This is a genomic window from Enterobacter cloacae complex sp. EB5, from assembly GCF_031432835.1.
Classification (GTDB): domain Bacteria; phylum Pseudomonadota; class Gammaproteobacteria; order Enterobacterales; family Enterobacteriaceae; genus Enterobacter; species Enterobacter hormaechei_C.
On record NZ_CP133860.1, the window covers coordinates 1,162,329 to 1,182,752 of the forward strand.

General features: G+C 55.4%; 13 protein-coding genes and 1 pseudogene. 7 read left to right on the forward strand and 7 right to left on the reverse strand.

Annotated features, from left to right (window positions below; all coding sequences use genetic code 11):
• Window positions 1-55: 55 nt before the first annotated feature.
• A pseudogene (gene cueO, locus RHN82_RS05645) lies at window positions 56-1,616 on the reverse strand (multicopper oxidase CueO).
• 145 nt (window positions 1,617-1,761) lie between these two features.
• Here cueO and RHN82_RS05650 point away from each other — a divergent pair.
• From RHN82_RS05650 to speD, 3 genes are all read left to right on the forward strand, one after another.
• A complete protein-coding gene (locus tag RHN82_RS05650; protein ID WP_003856306.1) occupies window positions 1,762-2,109 on the forward strand; it encodes a YacC family pilotin-like protein in 348 nt (115 codons plus the stop codon).
• 101 nt (window positions 2,110-2,210) lie between these two features.
• Complete coding sequence (gene speE / locus RHN82_RS05655; protein WP_047051300.1) at window positions 2,211-3,080, forward strand: polyamine aminopropyltransferase; 870 nt, start codon at window positions 2,211-2,213, stop codon at window positions 3,078-3,080.
• A complete protein-coding gene (speD, locus tag RHN82_RS05660) occupies window positions 3,081-3,875 on the forward strand; it encodes an adenosylmethionine decarboxylase (RefSeq protein WP_045333712.1) in 795 nt (264 codons plus the stop codon). It abuts the gene before it with no gap.
• 31 nt (window positions 3,876-3,906) lie between these two features.
• Here speD and yacL read toward each other — a convergent pair whose 3' ends face one another.
• Window positions 3,907-4,269 carry a protein YacL gene (yacL, locus tag RHN82_RS05665; RefSeq protein WP_017694501.1) on the reverse strand — a complete coding sequence of 121 codons (363 nt, stop codon included), beginning with the start codon at window positions 4,267-4,269 and terminating at the stop codon, window positions 3,907-3,909.
• Window positions 4,270-4,481: 212 nt separating this feature from the next.
• A complete protein-coding gene (gene acnB, locus RHN82_RS05670) occupies window positions 4,482-7,079 on the reverse strand; it encodes a bifunctional aconitate hydratase 2/2-methylisocitrate dehydratase (RefSeq protein WP_047051301.1) in 2,598 nt (865 codons plus the stop codon).
• Window positions 7,080-7,524: 445 nt separating this feature from the next.
• Between acnB and RHN82_RS05675 the strand changes: the two genes are divergently transcribed.
• A complete protein-coding gene (locus RHN82_RS05675; RefSeq protein ID WP_047051302.1) occupies window positions 7,525-9,027 on the forward strand; it encodes a DUF3300 domain-containing protein in 1,503 nt (500 codons plus the stop codon).
• 10 nt (window positions 9,028-9,037) lie between these two features.
• Window positions 9,038-9,829 carry a DUF2950 family protein gene (locus RHN82_RS05680; protein WP_047051303.1) on the forward strand — a complete coding sequence of 264 codons (792 nt, stop codon included), beginning with the start codon at window positions 9,038-9,040 and terminating at the stop codon, window positions 9,827-9,829.
• A 52-nt stretch (window positions 9,830-9,881) separates the two neighbouring features.
• Here the strand turns inward: RHN82_RS05680 and lpdA are convergent, their stop codons facing one another.
• The 4 genes from lpdA to pdhR all read right to left on the reverse strand — a co-directional run bounded on the left by lpdA (window position 9,882) and on the right by pdhR (window position 16,946).
• The gene (gene lpdA, locus RHN82_RS05685) at window positions 9,882-11,306 is read right to left on the reverse strand and encodes a dihydrolipoyl dehydrogenase (RefSeq protein ID WP_003856313.1); all 1,425 of its coding nucleotides are present in this window, start codon (window positions 11,304-11,306) and stop codon (window positions 9,882-9,884) included.
• Window positions 11,307-11,481: 175 nt separating this feature from the next.
• Window positions 11,482-13,380 (reverse strand): pyruvate dehydrogenase complex dihydrolipoyllysine-residue acetyltransferase, encoded by a 1,899-nt coding sequence (gene aceF / locus RHN82_RS05690; RefSeq protein WP_032647258.1) that lies wholly within the window; start codon window positions 13,378-13,380, stop codon window positions 11,482-11,484.
• A gap of 14 nt (window positions 13,381-13,394) precedes the next feature.
• Window positions 13,395-16,058, reverse strand: coding sequence for a pyruvate dehydrogenase (acetyl-transferring), homodimeric type (aceE, locus tag RHN82_RS05695; protein ID WP_047051304.1), 2,664 nt, complete (start codon window positions 16,056-16,058; stop codon window positions 13,395-13,397).
• 123 nt (window positions 16,059-16,181) lie between these two features.
• Window positions 16,182-16,946, reverse strand: coding sequence for a pyruvate dehydrogenase complex transcriptional repressor PdhR (gene pdhR / locus RHN82_RS05700; RefSeq protein ID WP_015572686.1), 765 nt, complete (start codon window positions 16,944-16,946; stop codon window positions 16,182-16,184).
• Window positions 16,947-17,483: 537 nt separating this feature from the next.
• On the opposite strand from pdhR, the gene aroP reads away from it, so the two are divergent.
• The gene (gene aroP / locus RHN82_RS05705; RefSeq protein ID WP_003856317.1) at window positions 17,484-18,854 is read left to right on the forward strand and encodes an aromatic amino acid transporter AroP; all 1,371 of its coding nucleotides are present in this window, start codon (window positions 17,484-17,486) and stop codon (window positions 18,852-18,854) included.
• 164 nt (window positions 18,855-19,018) lie between these two features.
• On the forward strand, window positions 19,019-20,416 hold the full coding sequence (locus tag RHN82_RS05710; protein ID WP_047051305.1) for a glycoside-pentoside-hexuronide (GPH):cation symporter: 1,398 nt from the start codon (window positions 19,019-19,021) through the stop codon (window positions 20,414-20,416).
• Window positions 20,417-20,424 lie beyond the last annotated feature (8 nt).

Consider the following 20,424-nt stretch of genomic DNA (forward strand, 5'->3'; position numbering starts at 1 on the left):
GGGCCTACGGGTGCCCTATGCAGGCCGGGTAAGGCAAAGCCGCCACCCGGCTTTTTTATACGGTAAAACCGAGCATCATCCCCGTATCTTCATGTTCCAGCAGATGACAGTGGGCCATATAGGCAAACTCTTTCGGCGCGTCGTGGTCGAACTTCACCAGCACCTCACTGACGCCGCCTTCTACCCTCACCGTATCTTTCCAGCCCGCACGATGCGCCTCCGGCGCTTTACCGTTCTCAGTGAGAATACGGAACTGCGTGCCGTGGATATGGAACGGGTGCAGCATCATGTCGCCTTCGCCTGAAATCACCCAGCGTTCGAACTGCCCTTTCGTGGCAGCGAACATGGGCGTGTTCATATCGAACGCTTTGCCGTTGATGCGGTTGGCGTTGTGGAAATCGAAACCATGGCCTCCGTGATCCATGCCGCCCATATTGCCATGGTCCATATTCATATGGCCCATCATCTGGCCGTGATGCATTCCCGCCATAGCCTGATTGCCGTACTTCTTCATCAGCGCCTGCATGCCCATCATGTCGAGCATCGGGTCCATGGAGAGCTGAAGTTTACGCTGCGTAAGCCCGTCCAGCGACGGGAGCGCTGGCAGCGTGGTGAGGGTCTCCGGCAGCGTACCGGAGGCGGTGATTTGAAGCGGCTGAATGCGCAGGACCGGATGCGGCTTATCAAACGGCGCAACGGCCATCCCCATCTGGCTGACCGGCAGGGTCACGAGGTCAAACGCTTTGCCATCGCTGATATCCACCAGCACCTCGAAGCGCTCGCCCATCAGCATCGGCAGCTCACTCACCTTCACCGGCTCCGGCAGCAGGCCGCCGTCGCTTGCCACTACGTAAAGCGGGCGTTTATCGCTGGTGGCGAAGTTCAGCGAGCGGGCGTTACAGCCGTTAAGCAGACGTAAGCGCAGCCAGCCTTTTGGCGCGGCATGCTGCGGGTAGATCGCGCCGTTGGTCAGCAGCGTATCGCCAAACCAGCCTACCGCCGCGCTCATGACGTCCAGCTGATAGTCAATTTGCCCGTCAGCGTTGAATTTTTTGTCCTGCACAATCACCGGGACATCGTCGATTCCCCACTGTTTCGGCAGGCGCAGCAGGCGGCTTTCATCGTCTTCAATCAGCACCAGGCCGGCCAGCCCCATCGCCACCTGATGGCCCGTTTTGCCATGCTGATGCGGGTGGAACCAGCAGGTCGCCGCGCGTTGTTCCGGGGTAAAGGTTACGCTGCGTTTACCACCAGGCCTGATGATGCCCTGAGGCCCCCCATCCACTTCGCCCGGGACTTCCAGCCCGTGCCAGTGCAGGGTGGTCTCTTCCGCAAGCGTGTTATGAATGTCTACCGTCACCGCCTTCCCTTTGCGTAACTGCAACGCCGGGCCGAGCAGATTGCCGTTATAGCCCCACGTCGTGGCGTCGTGCTGACCGAACGTGGTTTTACCGGCCTGCACCACAAGCTGAATGCGGCTGCGGGCATCTGGGGAAAGTAATTCAGGAATGGGTAAAGCCGGTCTGTCGGCGGCAAATACGGCGCGGCTCCAGAGAGGTAACGCGCTGGCAACCCCCAGCGCGGCAGAAAATTTTAAAAAAATCACGACGTTGCATGTGCATTTCCTTATTTCCAGCAGGCGATCTTTTGAGCATAAACCCTCCCCTTACCGGAAGGTCAAGCACGGCGGCAATAATAAAGATCGTCGGCCTGGCATCAAGTATGCTAACGTTAATTTTCCGTGATGCAGTGGTAAAGGCAATGAAGACGTTTTTCAGAACAATTTTGTTCGCCAGCCTGATGGCGATGTGTGCGAACAGTTACGCGCTAAGTGAAAACGAAGCGGAAGATATGGCCGATCTGACGGCAGTTTTTGTTTTTCTGAAAAACGATTGTGGTTACCAGAATTTACCCAATGGGCAAATTCGTCGCGCACTGGTCTTTTTTGCCCAGCAGAACCAATGGGACCTCAGCAACTACGACAGCTTCGACATGAAGGCGCTCGGTGAAGACAGCTACCGTGATTTAAGCGGTATTGGCATTCCCACTGCTAAAAAATGCAAAGCGCTGGCTCGCGATTCACTCAGCCTGCTCGCCTACGTGAAGTAACCTTCCCGACGCCCCTTGTTGACCCGCTAACCGCCTCACGGCGGTGTTGTGTTGCGCCCATCTGCCGGATGTAATGGATGTTAACGAAGGAGGTGCTCCCCATGACCGAAAAAACGGTATGGCAAGAAACGCTGCATGACCAGTTTGGTCAGTATTTTGCCGTGGATAACGTGCTCTATCATGAGAAAACCGATCATCAGGATTTGATAATCTTCGAAAACGCCGCCTTTGGCCGCGTGATGGCGCTGGACGGCGTGGTGCAAACCACCGAGCGCGACGAGTTTATCTATCACGAAATGATGACCCACGTCCCGCTGCTGGCCCACGGCCACGCGAAGGACGTGCTGATTATCGGCGGCGGCGACGGCGCGATGCTGCGTGAAGTCTCTCGCCATCAGAATGTCGAAACCATCACCATGGTGGAAATCGACGCCGGTGTGGTGTCGTTCTGCCGCCAGTATCTGCCCAACCATAATGCCGGCAGCTATGACGATCCGCGGTTTAATCTGGTTATCGACGATGGCGTCAATTTTGTTAACCAGACCACGCAAACGTTTGATGTCATTATCTCTGACTGTACCGACCCTATCGGTCCGGGCGCGTCGCTGTTTACCTCGTCGTTTTACGAAGGCTGCAAGCGCTGCCTGAAGCCTGGCGGAATTTTTGTGGCGCAAAACGGCGTTTGCTTCCTGCAACAGGATGAAGCGCTTGATAGCCACCGTAAGCTGAGCACCTATTTTACTGACGTCAGCTTCTACCAGGCGGCGATCCCCACTTACTACGGCGGGATCATGACCTTTGCCTGGGCGACGGATAACGACGTCCTGCGCCATCTCTCTACCGAAATTATCCAGGCCCGCTTCCATCAGGCCGGGCTCCAGTGCCGCTACTACAACCCGGCGATCCACACCGCAGCCTTTGCGTTGCCTCAATATCTGCAAGACGCGCTGTCCTCAAAGGAGGTGAACTAATTGAAAAAGCTTAAACTGCATGGCTTTAACAATCTGACCAAAAGCCTGAGTTTTTGTATTTACGATATCTGCTACGCCAAAACAGCAGAAGAGCGCGATGGTTACATCGCCTATATCGATGAACTCTACAACGCCAACCGTCTGACCGAGATCCTGACAGAGACCTGCTCGATTATCGGCGCGAACATCCTGAATATCGCGCGCCAGGATTATGAGCCTCAGGGTGCGAGCGTCACCATTCTGGTGAGTGAAGAGCCGGTTGACCCAAAGCTTATCGACAAAACCGAGCACCCCGGCCCGCTGCCGGAAGTGGTTGTCGCCCACCTGGATAAAAGCCATATCTGCGTGCACACCTACCCGGAAAGCCACCCGGAAGGCGGGCTGTGTACCTTCCGCGCGGATATTGAAGTGTCGACCTGCGGCGTGATTTCACCGCTGAATGCGTTGAATTATTTAATCCACCAGCTGGAATCCGATATCGTCACTATTGATTATCGCGTGCGCGGTTTTACCCGTGATATCAACGGCATGAAGCACTTCATTGATCATGAGATCAACTCCATTCAGAATTTCATGTCCGAGGACATGAAGTCGCTGTACGACATGATGGATGTGAACGTCTATCAGGAGAATATCTTCCACACCAAAATGTTACTTAAGGAATTCGACCTTAAGCACTACATGTTCCACACCAGGCCGGAAGATTTAAGTGAAGAAGAGCGTAAGGTCATTACCGACCTGCTCTGGAAAGAGATGCGCGAAATTTACTACGGCCGTAACATTCCGACCGTGTAAACGTAACCCGGAGCAGGGACGCTTCGGGGAGTTACTTCTGTTTCATAAAATCGCGGTAGGCGTTCAACACGCTCAGGAAGTCTTCCACGCCGCACAGCGACAGACTCTCTTCGTCGTAGTAGCTCATCCCCTCTTCCATCTCATCACCCGAGAACTCAAGCTGGTTGGCGCGCACCATCACCTCTTCGCCATCCATCCACAGCGTGTATTCGTGCCCGGCGCGTTGCCAGGAGCGTTCACTGCCTTTCACCGTTTCCGCCGCCTGTTCGACTTCATCCAGCAGCGCGAGGTTCTCTTTCACCTCTTCGTTAAACCAGTGTCCAACGGCTTCGTGCCCCATCGACATTCGCACTTTCACCACGCCGGTGATGTCGCGCAAAAATTCGTAATCCATAGCGTTTTCCTCTGCAAAGCCATTAGGGTAATTATCGCAGCAGCGAGGAAGAAAAAAAGCGGGAGAGGCGGGAGGAATGAAAATAAAAAACCCACCGACGTTGCGATGGGTTTTGTAGGCCCGGTAAGCGTAGCGCCACCGGGCAATGGGTCAGGTGCGGAGCGGTCTGGTGCCCTCACCCCCAGCCCCTCTCCCACGGGAGAGGGTAGCATTTATACTGCGGTCTGGAAGATCACCCCGTCAGCCTTCTCGGTGTACTGAGAGAGCTGGTCGAAGTTCAGATAGCGATAGGTATCCACCGCCGTCTTATCTACCTGAGCCACAAAGGTCTGGTACTCTTCCGGCGTTGGCAGTTTGCCAATCAGCGCCGCAACCGCCGCCAGCTCCGCAGAGGCCAGGTAAACGTTCGCCCCGGTTCCTAAACGGTTAGGGAAGTTACGGGTTGAGGTGGAGACCACCGTTGCACCGTCGGCCACGCGCGCCTGGTTGCCCATGCACAGGGAACAGCCAGGGATTTCGATACGCGCCCCGCTCTTACCAAACACGCTGTAGTAGCCCTCTTCGGTCAGCTGTGCCGCGTCCATACGGGTTGGCGGCGCCACCCACAGACGGGTTGGCAGCTGGCCTTTATGGGTATCCAGCAGCTTACCGGCAGCACGGAAGTGGCCGATGTTGGTCATACAGGAGCCGATGAACACTTCGTCGATCTTATCGCCCTGCACGTCAGAGAGCAGACGCGCATCGTCCGGATCGTTAGGCGCACACAGGATTGGCTCTTTGATATCCGCCAGATCGATCTCAATCACCGCCGCGTACTCTGCGTCAGCATCGGCTTCCAGCAGCTGCGGATCCGCCAGCCATTTTTCCATGCCCTGGATACGGCGCTCCAGCGTACGACGGTCGCCGTAGCCTTCCGCAATCATCCACTTCAGCAGCACGATGTTGGAGGTCAGATACTCAATAATCGGCTCTTTGTTCAGCTTGATGGTACAGCCCGCAGCAGAACGCTCGGCAGAGGCATCGGTCAGCTCGAACGCCTGTTCCACTTTCAGATCCGGCAGACCTTCAATTTCCAGAATGCGGCCAGAGAAGATGTTTTTCTTGCCTTTCTTCTCAACGGTCAGCAGACCCTGTTTGATGGCATACAGCGGGATCGCGTGCACCAGATCGCGCAGGGTAATGCCCGGCTGCATTTTGCCTTTGAAGCGCACCAGCACGGATTCAGGCATGTCCAGCGGCATCACGCCGGTCGCTGCGGCAAACGCCACCAGACCGGAACCCGCCGGGAAGGAGATCCCGATTGGGAAACGGGTATGGGAGTCACCGCCGGTACCGACGGTATCCGGCAGCAGCATGCGGTTCAGCCAGGAGTGGATAACGCCGTCGCCCGGACGCAGGGAGACACCGCCACGGTTCATAATGAAATCAGGCAGCGTGTGGTGCGTGGTCACGTCAACCGGCTTCGGATACGCCGCCGTGTGACAGAAGGACTGCATCACCAGATCGGAAGAGAAGCCCAGGCACGCCAGGTCTTTCAGTTCGTCACGGGTCATTGGGCCAGTGGTGTCCTGAGACCCCACGGAGGTCATTTTCGGTTCGCAGTACGCGCCAGGACGGATACCGGCGACGCCGCAGGCGCGACCCACCATTTTCTGTGCCAGCGAGAAGCCGCGGTTGCTTTCCGCCACGTCTTTCGCCTGACGGAACACGTCGCTGTGCGGCAGACCCAGCGCTTCACGCGCTTTGGTGGTCAGGCCACGGCCAATGATCAGCGGGATACGGCCACCGGCACGCACTTCGTCGATCAGCACGTCGGTTTTCAGTTCGAAGCTGGCCAGCAGTTCGTTGGTTTCGTGGTTGCGCACTTCGCCTTTATACGGGTAAACGTCAATCACGTCGCCCATGTTCAGGTTGCTCACGTCCACTTCAATTGGCAGCGCGCCCGCATCTTCCATGGTGTTGAAGAAGATTGGCGCAATTTTGCCGCCGAGGCACAGGCCGCCGCCGCGCTTGTTCGGCACATGCGGAATGTCGTCGCCCATGAACCACAGCACGGAGTTGGTGGCGGATTTACGGGAAGAACCGGTACCGACCACGTCACCGACGTAAGCCAGCGGGAAGCCTTTCTTCTGAAGTGCTTCGATCTGTTTGATCGGGCCAACCACGCCCGGCTGATCCGGCTCAATGCCTTCACGGGCGTTTTTCAGCATCGCCAGGGCGTGCAGAGGGATATCCGGGCGAGACCATGCATCCGGTGCCGGAGAGAGGTCATCGGTGTTGGTTTCACCGGTCACCTTAAAGACGGTCACGGTGATTTTTTCAGCCAGAGCTGGACGGTTCAGGAACCATTCGGCATCAGCCCAGGACTGCATCACCTGCTTCGCGTAAACGTTGCCTGCTTTGGCTTTTTCTTCCACATCGTAGAAGTTATCGAACATCAGCAGCGTTGAAGAGAGCGCTTTGGCAGCAATCGGCGCCAGCTTGTCGTTATCCAGCGCGTCAATCAGCGGATGAATGTTATAGCCGCCCTGCATGGTGCCGAGCAGTTCAATCGCTTTTTCAGGAGTAACCAGTGGGGAGGTGGCTTCGCCTTTGGCAACGGCGGCAAGGAATCCGGCTTTTACGTAGGCAGCTTCATCTACGCCAGGCGGTACACGGTTGATCAGCAGATCTAACAGGAATTCTTCTTCGCCCTCAGGCGGGTTCTTCAGCAGCTCGACGAGCGCGGCCATTTGGGTTGCATCTAACGGTTTGGGTACAATTCCCTCGGCGGCACGTTCTGCTACGTGCTTACGGTATTCTTCTAGCACGACGGTTCTCCTCGCTCTCATTGTCATATGCGGCGGGCGTTCTCTTCACGCTCCTGTGAGACAGCAGTTTGTAGGGTAAATGCCCGATACCGCGTCGGGCAGCATAGCAGGATTTCTGCACAGTGTTAATCTGTTTACAAAAAAGCAACATTAAAAAATTTGCTGAATCGTTAAGCATGGTGTAGCAACCCGTCACCGGGCCCGGAAGCAGTTCCGTAAGTCTGTCGTCACCCCGACAACGCGCTGCTGGTCGCTCGCGCGGCCTTCTGAATTTCCGTCGCCGGTTCAGCCATCCGATATAATTGTGTAATAAATACTCACACTCTTTATCCGGACGCTTCGGATGGTTTCCCAATAAAAGTCAAAACTGTAAAACACGGGTGAATGATACTCGCGGCAACAGCAACGCCTCACGGCACTGCACTCGTCTCGTTGGAGTCAATCTATGAAGTTGCCTTTTAAACCACATCTTCTTGTTCTGCTTTGCAGTGCGGGGCTGTTTGCCGCCTCAGGCGTCATGTTCGTTAAAAGCCGCGCAACGGAACCCGCTCCCGCACCTGCACCTGCGCCGGTTGCCCCGCAGCTCCCCGCCCCGGCAGCACAGCCTGCCCCGGTGGCGACTCCGGCCTATACGGCCGCGCAGATCGATCAGTGGACCGCGCCCATTGCGCTCTACCCCGACGCGCTGCTGTCGCAAATTCTGATGGCCTCAACCTATCCGGCGAGCGTGATTCAGGCCGCCCAGTGGTCAAAGGACAACCCTAAAATGCAGGGCGATGCCGCCATTCAGGCGGTCAGCGGGCAGCCATGGGATGCCAGCGTAAAATCGCTGGTCGCCTTTCCGCAGTTAATGTCACTGATGGGGGAAAACCCGTCGTGGGTACAGAGCCTCGGCGACGCCTTTCTGGCCCAGCCAAAGGATGTGATGGATTCCGTGCAGCGTCTGCGCCTGCTGGCGCAGCAGACAGGCACGTTGCAATCCACCCCGCAGCAGACCGTCACCACCGTGAAAAAATCTGCGCCAGCCTCCACCAGTACAGCCGCGACGTCAACGTCGGCTAGTCCGACGGTGATTAAAATTGAGCCAGCCGATCCACAGGTGGTTTATGTCCCTACCTACAACCCTTCCACCGTTTACGGCACGTGGCCAAACGCCAGCTATCCGCCGGTGTATCTGCCCCCGTCTCCCGGCCAGCAGTTTACCAATAGTTTTGTCAGAGGCTTTGGCTATAGCCTCGGCGTAGCCACCACCTATGCGCTGTTCAGTAACATCGACTGGGACGATGACGACGATCACCATCACGATCATGATGACGATCACCACGGCGGTTATTCGCATAACGGCGATAACATTAATATTAATGTTAATAACTTCAATAAGATCACCGGCGAGCACCTCACCGATAATCATCAGGTCTGGCAGCATAATCCGGCCTACCGCAACGGCGTGCCCTACGCCAATAGCCAGCTTGCCAGCCGCTATCATCAGACTTCAGTGCCGGGCGGGTTGAGCGCTACCCGGCAGCAGCCGGTCAACCGTGATAGCCAGCGGCAGGCTGCGATGGCGCAGGTACAGCAGTCGACGGGCAAAACCCTCAAACAGCTACAGCATGGCGACGCGCATTTCCCGCAACATTCAGCGTCCGCGCAGCAGCTGAAGCAGCTCTCTCAGCGCAGCAACTATCGCGGCTACGACAGCGCGCGGCCCCACGCACAACAGATGAATAATACTCTTGCGCAAACCAGACGCCCGACGCAGGTTCAGCATCAGCCGCTGCGGGCAAACGCCCTGAGCGGCAACGACAGCCGTTCGGCCAGCTGGCAGGCCCAGCACCAGCGCGGGCTGCAAAGCCGCCAGCACGCGTCGCTGAACAGTGAACAGCGTGCCAGCTTCCGCCAGCAGCTGTCCGAACACCATACTGAACACCGTGAATTCCACCGTCGTTAAGGGAGCCGCTATGAACATGAAACCGATCGGTGGAATGCTGTTGTTGATGGTATCCACCTTCGCCTGCGCCCAGCAATCCTTCTCCACGCCTGAGCAGGCAGCCAATGCCCTGACGAAGGCCATCAGCGAGCAGAATGAGCGCGCGATGGCCGACCTGCTGGGGGATAACTGGCGCGACTATCTGCCACCTGAAGGAGTTGATCCGGAGGCGGTGGCTCGATTCCTGCGTGACTGGAAGATATACCATCGTACCGAAATCAGCGGCGATATAGCCCATCTGTCAGTTGGCGATAACGGCTGGCAACTCCCCATACCGGTAGTGAAGAAAAAAGAGGGCTGGCAATTTGATATGCAGAAAGCGGCGGATGAGATCCTGACCCGCGAAATCGGCCGCAACGAACTCGCGGCTATCGAAGCGCTGCACGCCTACGTCGACGCACAGCAGAGCTACTACGCCATGAACCACCGCTATGCGCAGAAGATTGTCAGCACGCCAGGGCTAAAAGACGGCCTGTACTGGCCCATCTCGCCGGGCGAAGCGCCAAGCCCGCTGGGTCCCGCCTTCAGCCCGCCGGAGCCAGGTATGGGCTATCACGGCTATCGGTTCCGCATTCTGCCGGATAAAAATGGCTTTGCGATGGTTGCCTGGCCCGTGAGCTATGGTCAGACGGGGGTAATGAGCTTTGTCGTTAATCAGGATGACAAAGTTTATCAGGCAAATCTCGGCAACGATTCGGCACAAAAAGCGCAGGCGCTCGCTGCATACCGCCTGGATAAAACCTGGCAGCCTGTCACCCCCTGAACGCGGCGCATAAAAAAAGCGGCCTGAGGCCGCTTTTTTCAAATGAAGAAACTTATTTCTTCTTCGCTTTCGCGTTTGGCAGGTCGGTGATGCTACCTTCAAACACTTCTGCCGCCAGGCCCACGGACTCGTGCAGAGTCGGGTGAGCGTGGATGGTCAGCGCGATGTCTTCCGCGTCACAGCCCATTTCGATAGCCAGACCGATTTCACCCAGCAGCTCGCCGCCGTTGGTACCGACAATCGCACCACCGATCACGCGGTGAGTCTCTTTGTCGAAGATCAGTTTGGTCATACCGTCTGCGCAGTCGGACGCGATAGCACGGCCAGAAGCAGCCCACGGGAAGGTGGCGGTTTCATAGCTGATGCCTTTCTCTTTCGCTTCTTTCTCAGTCAGACCGACCCATGCCACTTCTGGCTCGGTGTAGGCGATAGATGGGATCACTTTCGGATCGAAGTAGTGCTTCATGCCGGCGATAACTTCAGCGGCAACGTGACCTTCGTGAACACCTTTGTGCGCCAGCATTGGCTGACCGACGATATCGCCGATAGCAAAGATGTGCGGCACGTTGGTGCGCAGCTGTTTGTCAACGCGGATGAAGCCACGGTCGTCCACTTCCACGCCAGCTTTGCCCGCGTCGAGATTTTTACCGTTCGGCACACGGCCGATAGCCACCAGCACGGCGTCGTAACGCTGTGGTTCGGATGGGGCTTTTTTGCCTTCCATGGAAACGTAAATACCGTCTTCTTTCGCTTCAACGGCAGTCACTTTGGTTTCCAGCATCAGGTTGAATTTCTTGCTGATGCGTTTGGTGAAGACTTTAACGATGTCTTTGTCGGCAGCCGGGATAACCTGGTCGAACATTTCAACCACGTCGATCTCTGAACCCAGCGCATGGTACACGGTACCCATTTCCAGACCGATGATACCGCCGCCCATAACCAGCAGGCGCTTAGGAACGGTTTTCAGCTCCAGCGCATCGGTGGAATCCCACACGCGTGGATCTTCATGTGGAATGAATGGCAGTTCGATTGGGCGAGAGCCTGCCGCGATGATCGCGTTGTCGAAGTTGATCACGGTTTTGCCGTTTTCGCCTTCCACTTCCAGGGTGTTCGCACCGGTGAATTTACCCAGACCGTTTACCACTTTCACTTTACGGCCTTTGGCCATACCCGCCAGACCGCCGGTCAGCTGAGTGATAACTTTCTCTTTCCAGGTACGAATTTTGTCGATGTCGGTTTTCGGCTCGCCGAAGACGATACCGTGTTCAGCCAGCGCTTTGGCTTCTTCGATAACTTTCGCTACGTGCAGCAGCGCTTTAGAAGGGATACAGCCGACGTTCAGACAAACACCGCCGAGGGTGCTGTAACGTTCTACGATGACGGTTTCCAGACCTAAATCCGCGGCGCGAAATGCTGCGGAGTAACCTGCCGGGCCTGCCCCAAGTACTACGACCTGAGTTTTGATTTCTGTGCTCATCATGACCTCTTAATGTATACCCGTCGTCCACCGGGTCGTTCTATCCGCCCGTATTTTACAAAATTGTTAACAATTTTGAAACAACAAACGGCTCACGAATTATCGCTTTCACCAATAACCTCAAAAACCCCATGAGATTATCAGAAAAAAGCCGGCCGACTGGCCGGCTTTTCGATTACATCACCAGGCGGCGAATGTCGCTCAGCATGTTGTTGATGATGGTGATGAAACGCGCACCATCAGCCCCGTCGATCACGCGGTGGTCGAAGGACAGAGAGATTGGCATCATCAGACGCGGCACGAACTCTTTGCCATTCCACACCGGCTCCATCGCGGACTTGGACACACCGAGGATAGCCACTTCCGGCGCGTTCACAATCGGCGCGAAGTGGGTGGTACCCAGGCCGCCGATGCTGGAGATAGTGAAGCAGCCGCCCTGCATTTCGCCGGCAGTCAGCTTACCATCACGCGCTTTTTTGGAGATGGTGGTCAGTTCACGGGACAGCTCAGTGACGCTCTTCTTGTTCACGTCTTTGAAGACCGGAACAACCAGACCATTTGGCGTATCAACCGCAACACCGATGTTGATGTATTTCTTCAGCGTCAGCTTCTGGCCGTCTTCGGACAGGGAGCTGTTGAAGCGTGGCATCTGTTCCAGCGCCGCCGCAACCGCTTTCATGATGAAGACCACTGGAGTGAACTTCACGTCCAGCTTACGCTTCTCAGCTTCGGCGTTCTGCTGTTTACGGAACGCTTCCAGATCGGTGATATCGGTCTTATCGAAGTGGGTAACGTGCGGGATCATCACCCAGTTACGGCTCAGGTTCGCACCGGAGATTTTCTGGATACGGCCCAGTTCCACTTCTTCGATTTCGCCGAACTTGCTGAAGTCCACTTTCGGCCATGGGAGCATGCCCGGGATACCGCCGCCAGCGGCTGCCGCAGGTGCAGCTTCGGCGCGTTTCACCGCGTCTTTCACGTAAGCCTGAACGTCTTCGCGCAGGATACGACCTTTACGGCCGGTGCCCTTCACTTTCGCCAGGTTCACACCGAATTCGCGCGCCAGGCGACGAATCAGCGGAGTCGCGTGGACGTAAGCGTCGTTTTCAGCGAACTCAGATTTTTCTGCTTTAGCAGCAGGGGCAGCAGCCGGTTTAGCAGCCTGAGCCGGTGCAGCAGACGGTGCCGGAGCAGCCGCGGCAGCCGGAGCGGCGGCAGGTGCAGCGCCTTCCACTTCGAAGACCATGATCAGAGAGCCGGTAGACACTTTGTCGCCGGTGCTGATTTTGATCTCTTTAACGGTACCGGCGAACGGCGCAGGCACTTCCATAGAAGCTTTGTCGCCTTCAACGGTGATCAGTGACTGTTCAGCGGCAACTTTGTCGCCCACTTTCACCATCACTTCGGTCACTTCAACTTCGTCACCGCCGATGTCCGGTACGTTAACGTCTTTCACGCCGCCAGCCGCCGCTGGTGCAGCAGCCGGAGCCGGAGCAGCTTCCGCTTTCGCTGGAGCCGCAGCGCCTTCAGCGCCCGCCACTTCGAAAATCATGATCAGGGAACCCGTAGACACTTTGTCGCCGGTGTTGATCTTGATCTCTTTAACGGTACCCGCGAACGGTGCCGGCACTTCCATAGAGGCTTTGTCGCCTTCTACGGTAATCAGTGACTGCTCAGCCGCAACGGTATCGCCCACTTTCACCAGGATTTCAGTGACTTCAACTTCGTCACCGCCGATGTCAGGCACGTTCACTTCTTTCGCTGCCGCGGCCGCTGCTGGAGCAGCAGCAGGAGCGGCTTCTTTCTTCTCTTCCTGCGCAGGTGCAGCAGCTGCTGCACCGTCGGCGGAATCGAAAATCATGATCAGTTTACCGGTCTCGGTTTTATCGCCAACAGAGACTTTGATCTCTTTAACGATGCCAGCCTGAGGAGACGGGACTTCCATAGAAGCTTTGTCGCCTTCTACGGTGATCAGCGACTGTTCAGCTTCAACTTTGTCGCCTACTTTGACCAGGATCTCGGTGATTTCAACTTCATCAGCCCCGATGTCCGGTACATTGATTTCGATAGCCATTATTCTTTTACCTCTTACGCCAGACGCGGGTTAACTTTATCTGCATCGATGTTGAATTTGGTGATTGCGTCTGCAACCACTTTCTTATCGATTTCGCCACGTTTAGCCAGTTCGCCCAGTGCTGCTACAACCACGTAGGAAGCATCAACTTCGAAGTGGTGACGCAGGTTTTCGCGGCTGTCAGAACGACCGAAGCCGTCAGTACCCAGTACGCGATAATCATCAGCTGGAACGTAAGTACGAACCTGCTCAGCGAACAGTTTCATATAGTCAGTAGACGCCACCGCTGGCGCGTCGTTCATCACCTGAGCGATGTACGGAACGCGTGGGGTTTCCATTGGGTGCAGCATGTTCCAGCGCTCACAATCCTGGCCATCACGCGCCAGTTCAGTGAAGGAGGTAACAGAGTACACATCGGAACCCACACCGTAGTCTTTCGCCAGGATCTGCGCTGCTTCACGAACGTGACGCAGGATAGAACCGGAGCCCAGCAGCTGAACTTTACCTTTGCTACCTTCGATGGTTTCGAGTTTGTAGATACCTTTACGGATACCTTCCTCGGCACCTGCTGGCATTGCCGGCATGTGGTAGTTTTCGTTCAGGGTGGTGATGTAGTAGTAAATGTTCTCTTGCGCTTCACCGTACATGCGCTGCAAGCCGTCATGCATGATGACTGCCACTTCGTACGCGTAAGACGGGTCGTAAGAGATACAGTTAGGGATAGTCAGAGACTGAATGTGGCTGTGACCATCTTCGTGCTGTAGACCTTCACCGTTCAGGGTCGTACGACCAGAAGTACCCCCGATCAGGAAGCCGCGAGCCTGCTGATCGCCTGCCTGCCAGCACAGGTCACCGATACGCTGGAACCCGAACATGGAGTAGTAGATGTAGAACGGGATCATCGGCAGGTTGTTGGTGCTGTAAGAGGTCGCAGCAGCCAGCCAGGATGCGCCTGCACCCAGTTCGTTGATACCTTCCTGAAGGATCTGACCTTTCTCGTCTTCTTTGTAGTATGCAACCTGCTCACGGTCCTGCGGGGTGTACTGCTGGCCGTTCGGGCTGTAGATACCGATCTGACGGAACAGACCTTCCATACCGAAAGTACGCGCTTCGTCGGCGATGATTGGAACCAGACGATCTTTGATCGACTTGTTCTTCAGCATCACGTTCAGGGCACGAACGAAAGCGATAGTGGTAGAGATCTCTTTGTTCTGCTCTTCCAGCAGCTGAGAGAAATCTTCCAGCGCTGGCAGTTCCAGCTTCTCGGTGAAGTTAGGCTGACGAGCAGGCAGGTAGCCTTTCAGCGCCTGACGACGTTCGTGCAGGTACTTGTGCTCTTCAGACCCTTCCGGGAAGGTGATGTAAGACAGGTTTTCTACCTGCTCATCGGTCACTGGAACGTTGAAACGGTCGCGGATATAACGCACGCCGTCCATGTTCATTTTCTTAACCTGGTGAGCGATGTTTTTACCTTCTGCGGTATCACCCATGCCGTAACCTTTGATGGTGTGGGCCAGGATCACAGTCGCTTTACCTTTGGTTTCACGCGCTTTTTTCAGTGCAGCGTAAACTTTCTTCGGATCGTGACCACCGCGGTTCAGCGCCCAGATCTGCTCGTCAGTCCAGTCTGCAACCAGGGCTGCGGTTTCAGGATATTTGCCGAAGAAGTGCTCACGTACGTAGGCACCGTCTTTGGATTTGAAGGTCTGGTAGTCGCCGTCAACGGTTTCGTTCATCAGCTGGATCAGTTTACCGCTGGTGTCTTTACGCAGCAGCTCATCCCAACGACCGCCCCACATCACTTTGATCACGTTCCAGCCTGCACCTGCGAAGATGCCTTCCAGTTCGTTGATGATCTTGCCGTTACCGGTTACCGGACCATCCAGACGTTGCAGGTTACAGTTGATGATGAAGCACAGGTTGTCCAGCTTCTCACGGGTCGCGATGGTGATCGCGCCTTTAGATTCTGGCTCATCCATTTCACCGTCGCCCAGGAAGGCGTAAACGGTCTGCTCAGAGGTGTCTTTCAGACCACGGTGTTCCAGGTACTTCAGGAATTTAGCCTGATAGATCGCACCGATTGGACCCAGACCCATAGATACGGTCGGGAACTGCCAGAACTCAGGCATCAGTTTAGGGTGCGGGTAAGAAGACAGACCCTTACCGTGAACTTCCTGACGGAAGTTGTTCATCTGCTCTTCAGTCAGACGACCTTCCAGGAAGGCACGTGCATAGATGCCCGGAGAGATGTGGCCCTGGAAGTACACCAGATCGCCGCCATCTTTCTCGTTCGCTGCACGGAAGAAGTGGTTGAAGCACACTTCGTAAATGGTCGCAGAAGACTGGAAGGACGCCATGTGGCCACCCAGTTCCAGGTCTTTCTTGGATGCGCGCAGAACGGTCATGATGGCGTTCCAGCGGATAGCAGAACGGATACGGCGTTCCAGATCCAGATTGCCCGGGTATTCCGGTTCGTCTTCGACGGCAATCGTGTTTACGTAGTTGCTAGCCCCTGCACCTGAAGCCACTTTCACGCCGCCTTTGCGTGCTTCTGAAAGCAGCTGATCAATCAGATACTGAGCGCGCTCAACACCTTCTTCACGGATGACCGATTCGATCGCCTGTAGCCAGTCGCGAGTTTCGATCGGATCCACGTCATTTTGGAGACGTTCTGACATGGGGGTATTCCTTATCTATCTAATACGTTGATTTGTCTGGAACCTGTCCCATTGTATTTTCGCCGGAAAACACAATAAGACAGGTTCTGCGTTTAGTTGCCGCGCTCTAAAAGTACCTGGCGCTTAATCCTTTCGTTGCTGTATGCGGCGTAATGAACGTTCGCGACGCGATTGTTCACGGCTGCGGTCCAGCAAGATTTCCTCAATGAAAGCCAGATGGCGGTGCGACGCTTCGCGCGCCTGCTCCGGTTCCCCGGCCATTATCGCCTCGAATACTCGGGTGCGATGGTTGCTTACCAGCGGGAGCATCTCCCGACGGGCATACAACAATTCAAAATTCTGACGAACGTTCTGGGCCAGCATCGGCTCCATGCAGCGTAGCAGATGGAGGAGCACCACGTTGTGCGCCGCTTCGGTGACGGCAATTTGATACTGGACGACGGCATTGGACTCGGCGTCTAAATCGCCGGACTGCTGTGCCCGTTCAATGGCCTGATGCAGCTCGCGAATACGTACGCGGTCTTCATCAGTGCTGCGAAGGGCGGCGTAATAGGCCGCGATACCTTCCAGCGCGTGACGGGTCTCAAGCAGATCAAACTGGGATTCTGGGTGGTCAGAGAGAAGTTCTACCAGCGGGTCGCTGAAGCTCTGCCACAGGCTGTTTTGCACAAAGGTTCCGCCACCCTGGCGACGGAGCAACAGGCCCTTTGCTTCGAGACGTTGAATCGCCTCACGCAGAGAGGGGCGTGAAACGTCGAACTGTTTTGCCAGCTCGCGTTCTGGCGGGAGTTTCTCGCCCGGGCGCAGTGTCCCTTCGAGAATTAAAAACTCCAGCTGCTGCTCAATCACATCGGAAAGTTTTGGTTGGCGAATTTTGCTGTAGGCCATATTCCCTGTCTTACGCCTTTTTGCCCGGAGTCAATTGGTCTTACCAATTTCATGTTCGTATCGCTAAAGTAACAAAGTATTCACCTTCTGTCCATATTGGTTTTGATTGAAATCAGTAAACCCTGCACATTTTAACAACCTTACAGAACTAACGTTTCAGGAATGTAACTTTGCACAAATGAAATGGTTACTACCAAAGAGGCAGTTTTAACCATAATGAAACGAGGGTTTTTGCAATCTGAAGCGATTCAACAAGGCAAAAAATGAAAATTCGCCCTCTTCTGACGCATTTCTATTCTATAGGTTGGGGTATGAGGGGTTAACGTACCGATTTACAATTGGTTTCTTTTTATTCAAGTCGTCATCACCCCTTCATAAAGCAGGTGCATTCGCTGGCGCTTACCACTATTCTTGCGCTAACGGAAGCCATCTCCGCTTTTTTCGGTATCGTTAACCGTAAAGAAATAAATACAGAATATGGACTTTCATAATTACACACGCACAGCGTGAACATAACAACCACACACGAGGTTTCAAATGGAAGCTCAACAGCATGGCGATCAGCTAAAGCGCGGCCTTAAAAACCGCCATATTCAGCTCATCGCCCTGGGCGGTGCTATTGGTACTGGCCTGTTTCTGGGCAGTGCATCGGTTATCCAGTCGGCCGGTCCGGGCATTATTCTGGGGTACGCGATTGCGGGTTTTATTGCATTTCTGATTATGCGTCAGTTAGGGGAAATGGTTGTTGAGGAGCCGGTCGCAGGCTCATTCAGCCACTTCGCCTATAAATACTGGGGCAGCTTCGCAGGCTTCGCCTCCGGCTGGAACTACTGGGTTCTGTACGTTCTGGTTGCCATGGCCGAGCTGACCGCCGTTGGGAAATACATTCAGTTCTGGTACCCGGAGATCCCCACCTGGGCATCAGCGGCGGCCTTCTTCGTCCTGATTAACGCCATTAACCTCACCAACGTAAAAGTGTTCGGTGAAATGGAGTTCTGGTTTGCCATCATTAAAGTGATTGCCGTTGTAGCGATGATCATCTTCGGCGGCTGGCTGCTGTTCAGCGGCAACGGCGGCCCGCAGGCCACCGTGCGCAACCTTTGGGAGCAAGGCGGGTTCCTGCCTCACGGCATGACCGGCCTGGTGATGATGATGGCGATCATTATGTTCTCCTTCGGCGGTCTGGAGCTGGTGGGTATCACCGCCGCGGAAGCCGACAACCCGGAGCAGAGCATCCCGAAAGCCACGAACCAGGTTATCTACCGTATTCTGATCTTCTATGTGGGCTCCCTGGCGGTCCTGCTCTCCCTGCTGCCATGGACGCGCGTGACGGCGGATACCAGCCCGTTTGTGCTTATCTTCCACGAGCTGGGCGACACCTTCGTGGCGAACGCGCTCAACGTCGTGGTGCTGACCGCCGCGCTCTCCGTTTATAACAGCTGCGTTTACTGCAACAGCCGTATGCTGTTCGGCCTGGCGCAACAGGGCAACGCACCGAAAGCGCTGCTTACCGTTGATAAGCGTGGCGTACCGGTTAACACCATTATCGTGTCGGCGGTCGTGACGGCGCTGTGCGTTCTGATTAACTACCTGGCACCGGAATCTGCCTTCGGCCTGCTGATGGCGCTGGTGGTTTCCGCGCTGGTGATTAACTGGGCGATGATTAGCCTCGCGCACATCAAGTTCCGCCGCGCCAAGCAGCAGCAGGGCGTAACCACGCGCTTCCCTGCCCTGCTCTATCCGCTGGGGAACTGGGTTTGCCTGCTGTTCATGGCAGCCGTGCTGGTCATCATGCTCATCACCCCAGGCATGGCGATTTCCGTCTACCTGATCCCGGTCTGGATTGCGATCCTTGGCGTGGGCTATATGGTGAAACAGAAAAATGCCAAAACGGTAAAAGCGCACTAAGTGTTTTCTCGCTGTACTCGCGGTGGCGGGTACAGCGTCTTGTTACCTTCCTCACAAATTCGCGCCAACAGCAAAATCCTCCATATCACCGCCTTTATATTGCAACGCATATATTCGTTTGCCAGCGAATAATTCTCTCCATACCGAAACCCGGAGAGCTGTCGATGAATAACAACAAACTGTCAGTAAAAGAAAAGATCGGCTATGGCATGGGTGACGCCGGATGCAACATTATCTTTGGCGCCATCATGTTATTTGTTAACTATTTTTATACGGATATTTTTGGTCTGGCTCCTGCACTGGTTGGCGTTTTACTCCTGTCCGTACGCGTCATTGATGCCGTCACGGACCCGATCATGGGCGCGATTGCCGACCGTACCCGCAGCAAATATGGCCGGTTTCGTCCATGGCTTCTGTGGATTGCCTTCCCCTATGCGCTGTTCAGCATTCTGATGTTCACCACGCCGGAGTGGAGCTATAACAGCAAAGTTATCTATGCCTTTGTCACCTACTTCCTGCTGTCACTGACCTATACCGCCATCAACATTCCGTACTGCTCGCTCGGCGGCGTGATCACCAACGACCCGAAAGAGCGTGTTGCCTGCCAGTCCTACCGTTTTGTTATGGTTGGTATCGCCACGCTGCTGCTGTCGCTAACGCTCCTGCCGATGGCCGACTGGTTTGGTGGGGATAACAAAGCCAAAGGCTACCAGATGGCGATGACCGTGCTGGCGCTGATTGGTACCTGCATGTTCCTGTTCTGCTTCGCCACGGTGCGCGAGCGCGTACGTCCGGCGGTGCAAACCCATGACGAACTGAAAAACGACCTGAAAGACGTGTGGAAGAACGACCAGTGGGTGCGGATCCTGCTGTTAACCCTGTGCAACGTCTGCCCTGGCTTTATCCGCATGGCGGCCACCATGTATTACGTCACCTGGGTCATGGGGCAAAGCACCCATTTCGCCACGCTGTTTATCAGCCTGGGCGTGGTCGGCATGATGTTCGGCAGTATGCTGGCGAAAGTGCTGACCGACCGCTGGTGTAAGCTGAAGGTCTTTTTCTGGACCAACATCGTGCTGGCGATTTTCTCCTGCGCCTTCTACTTCTTCGACCCGAAAGCGACGACAACCATTGTCGTGCTCTACGTCCTGCTGAACATCCTGCACCAGATCCCATCCCCGCTGCACTGGTCGCTGATGGCCGACGTGGACGACTACGGTGAATGGAAAACCGGGAAACGCATCACCGGGATCAGCTTCTCCGGCAACATCTTCTTCCTGAAGCTGGGTCTGGCGATTGCCGGGGCAATGGTCGGCTTCCTGCTCTCCTGGTACGGCTACGACGCGGGCGCAAAAGCGCAGAGCGCGGACGCCATTAACGGCATCGTGCTGCTGTTTACCGTCATTCCCGGCATTGGATACTTAATTACCGCGGGCGTAGTACGTCTGCTGAAAGTGGACCGTGAGACCATGAAGCAGATCCAGTCCGATCTGGAAAAGCGTCGCACCAACTATCGCGAGCTGAACGATTATCAGGAACTCAAAGCCGCTGAGACTAAATAAGGAAAGCC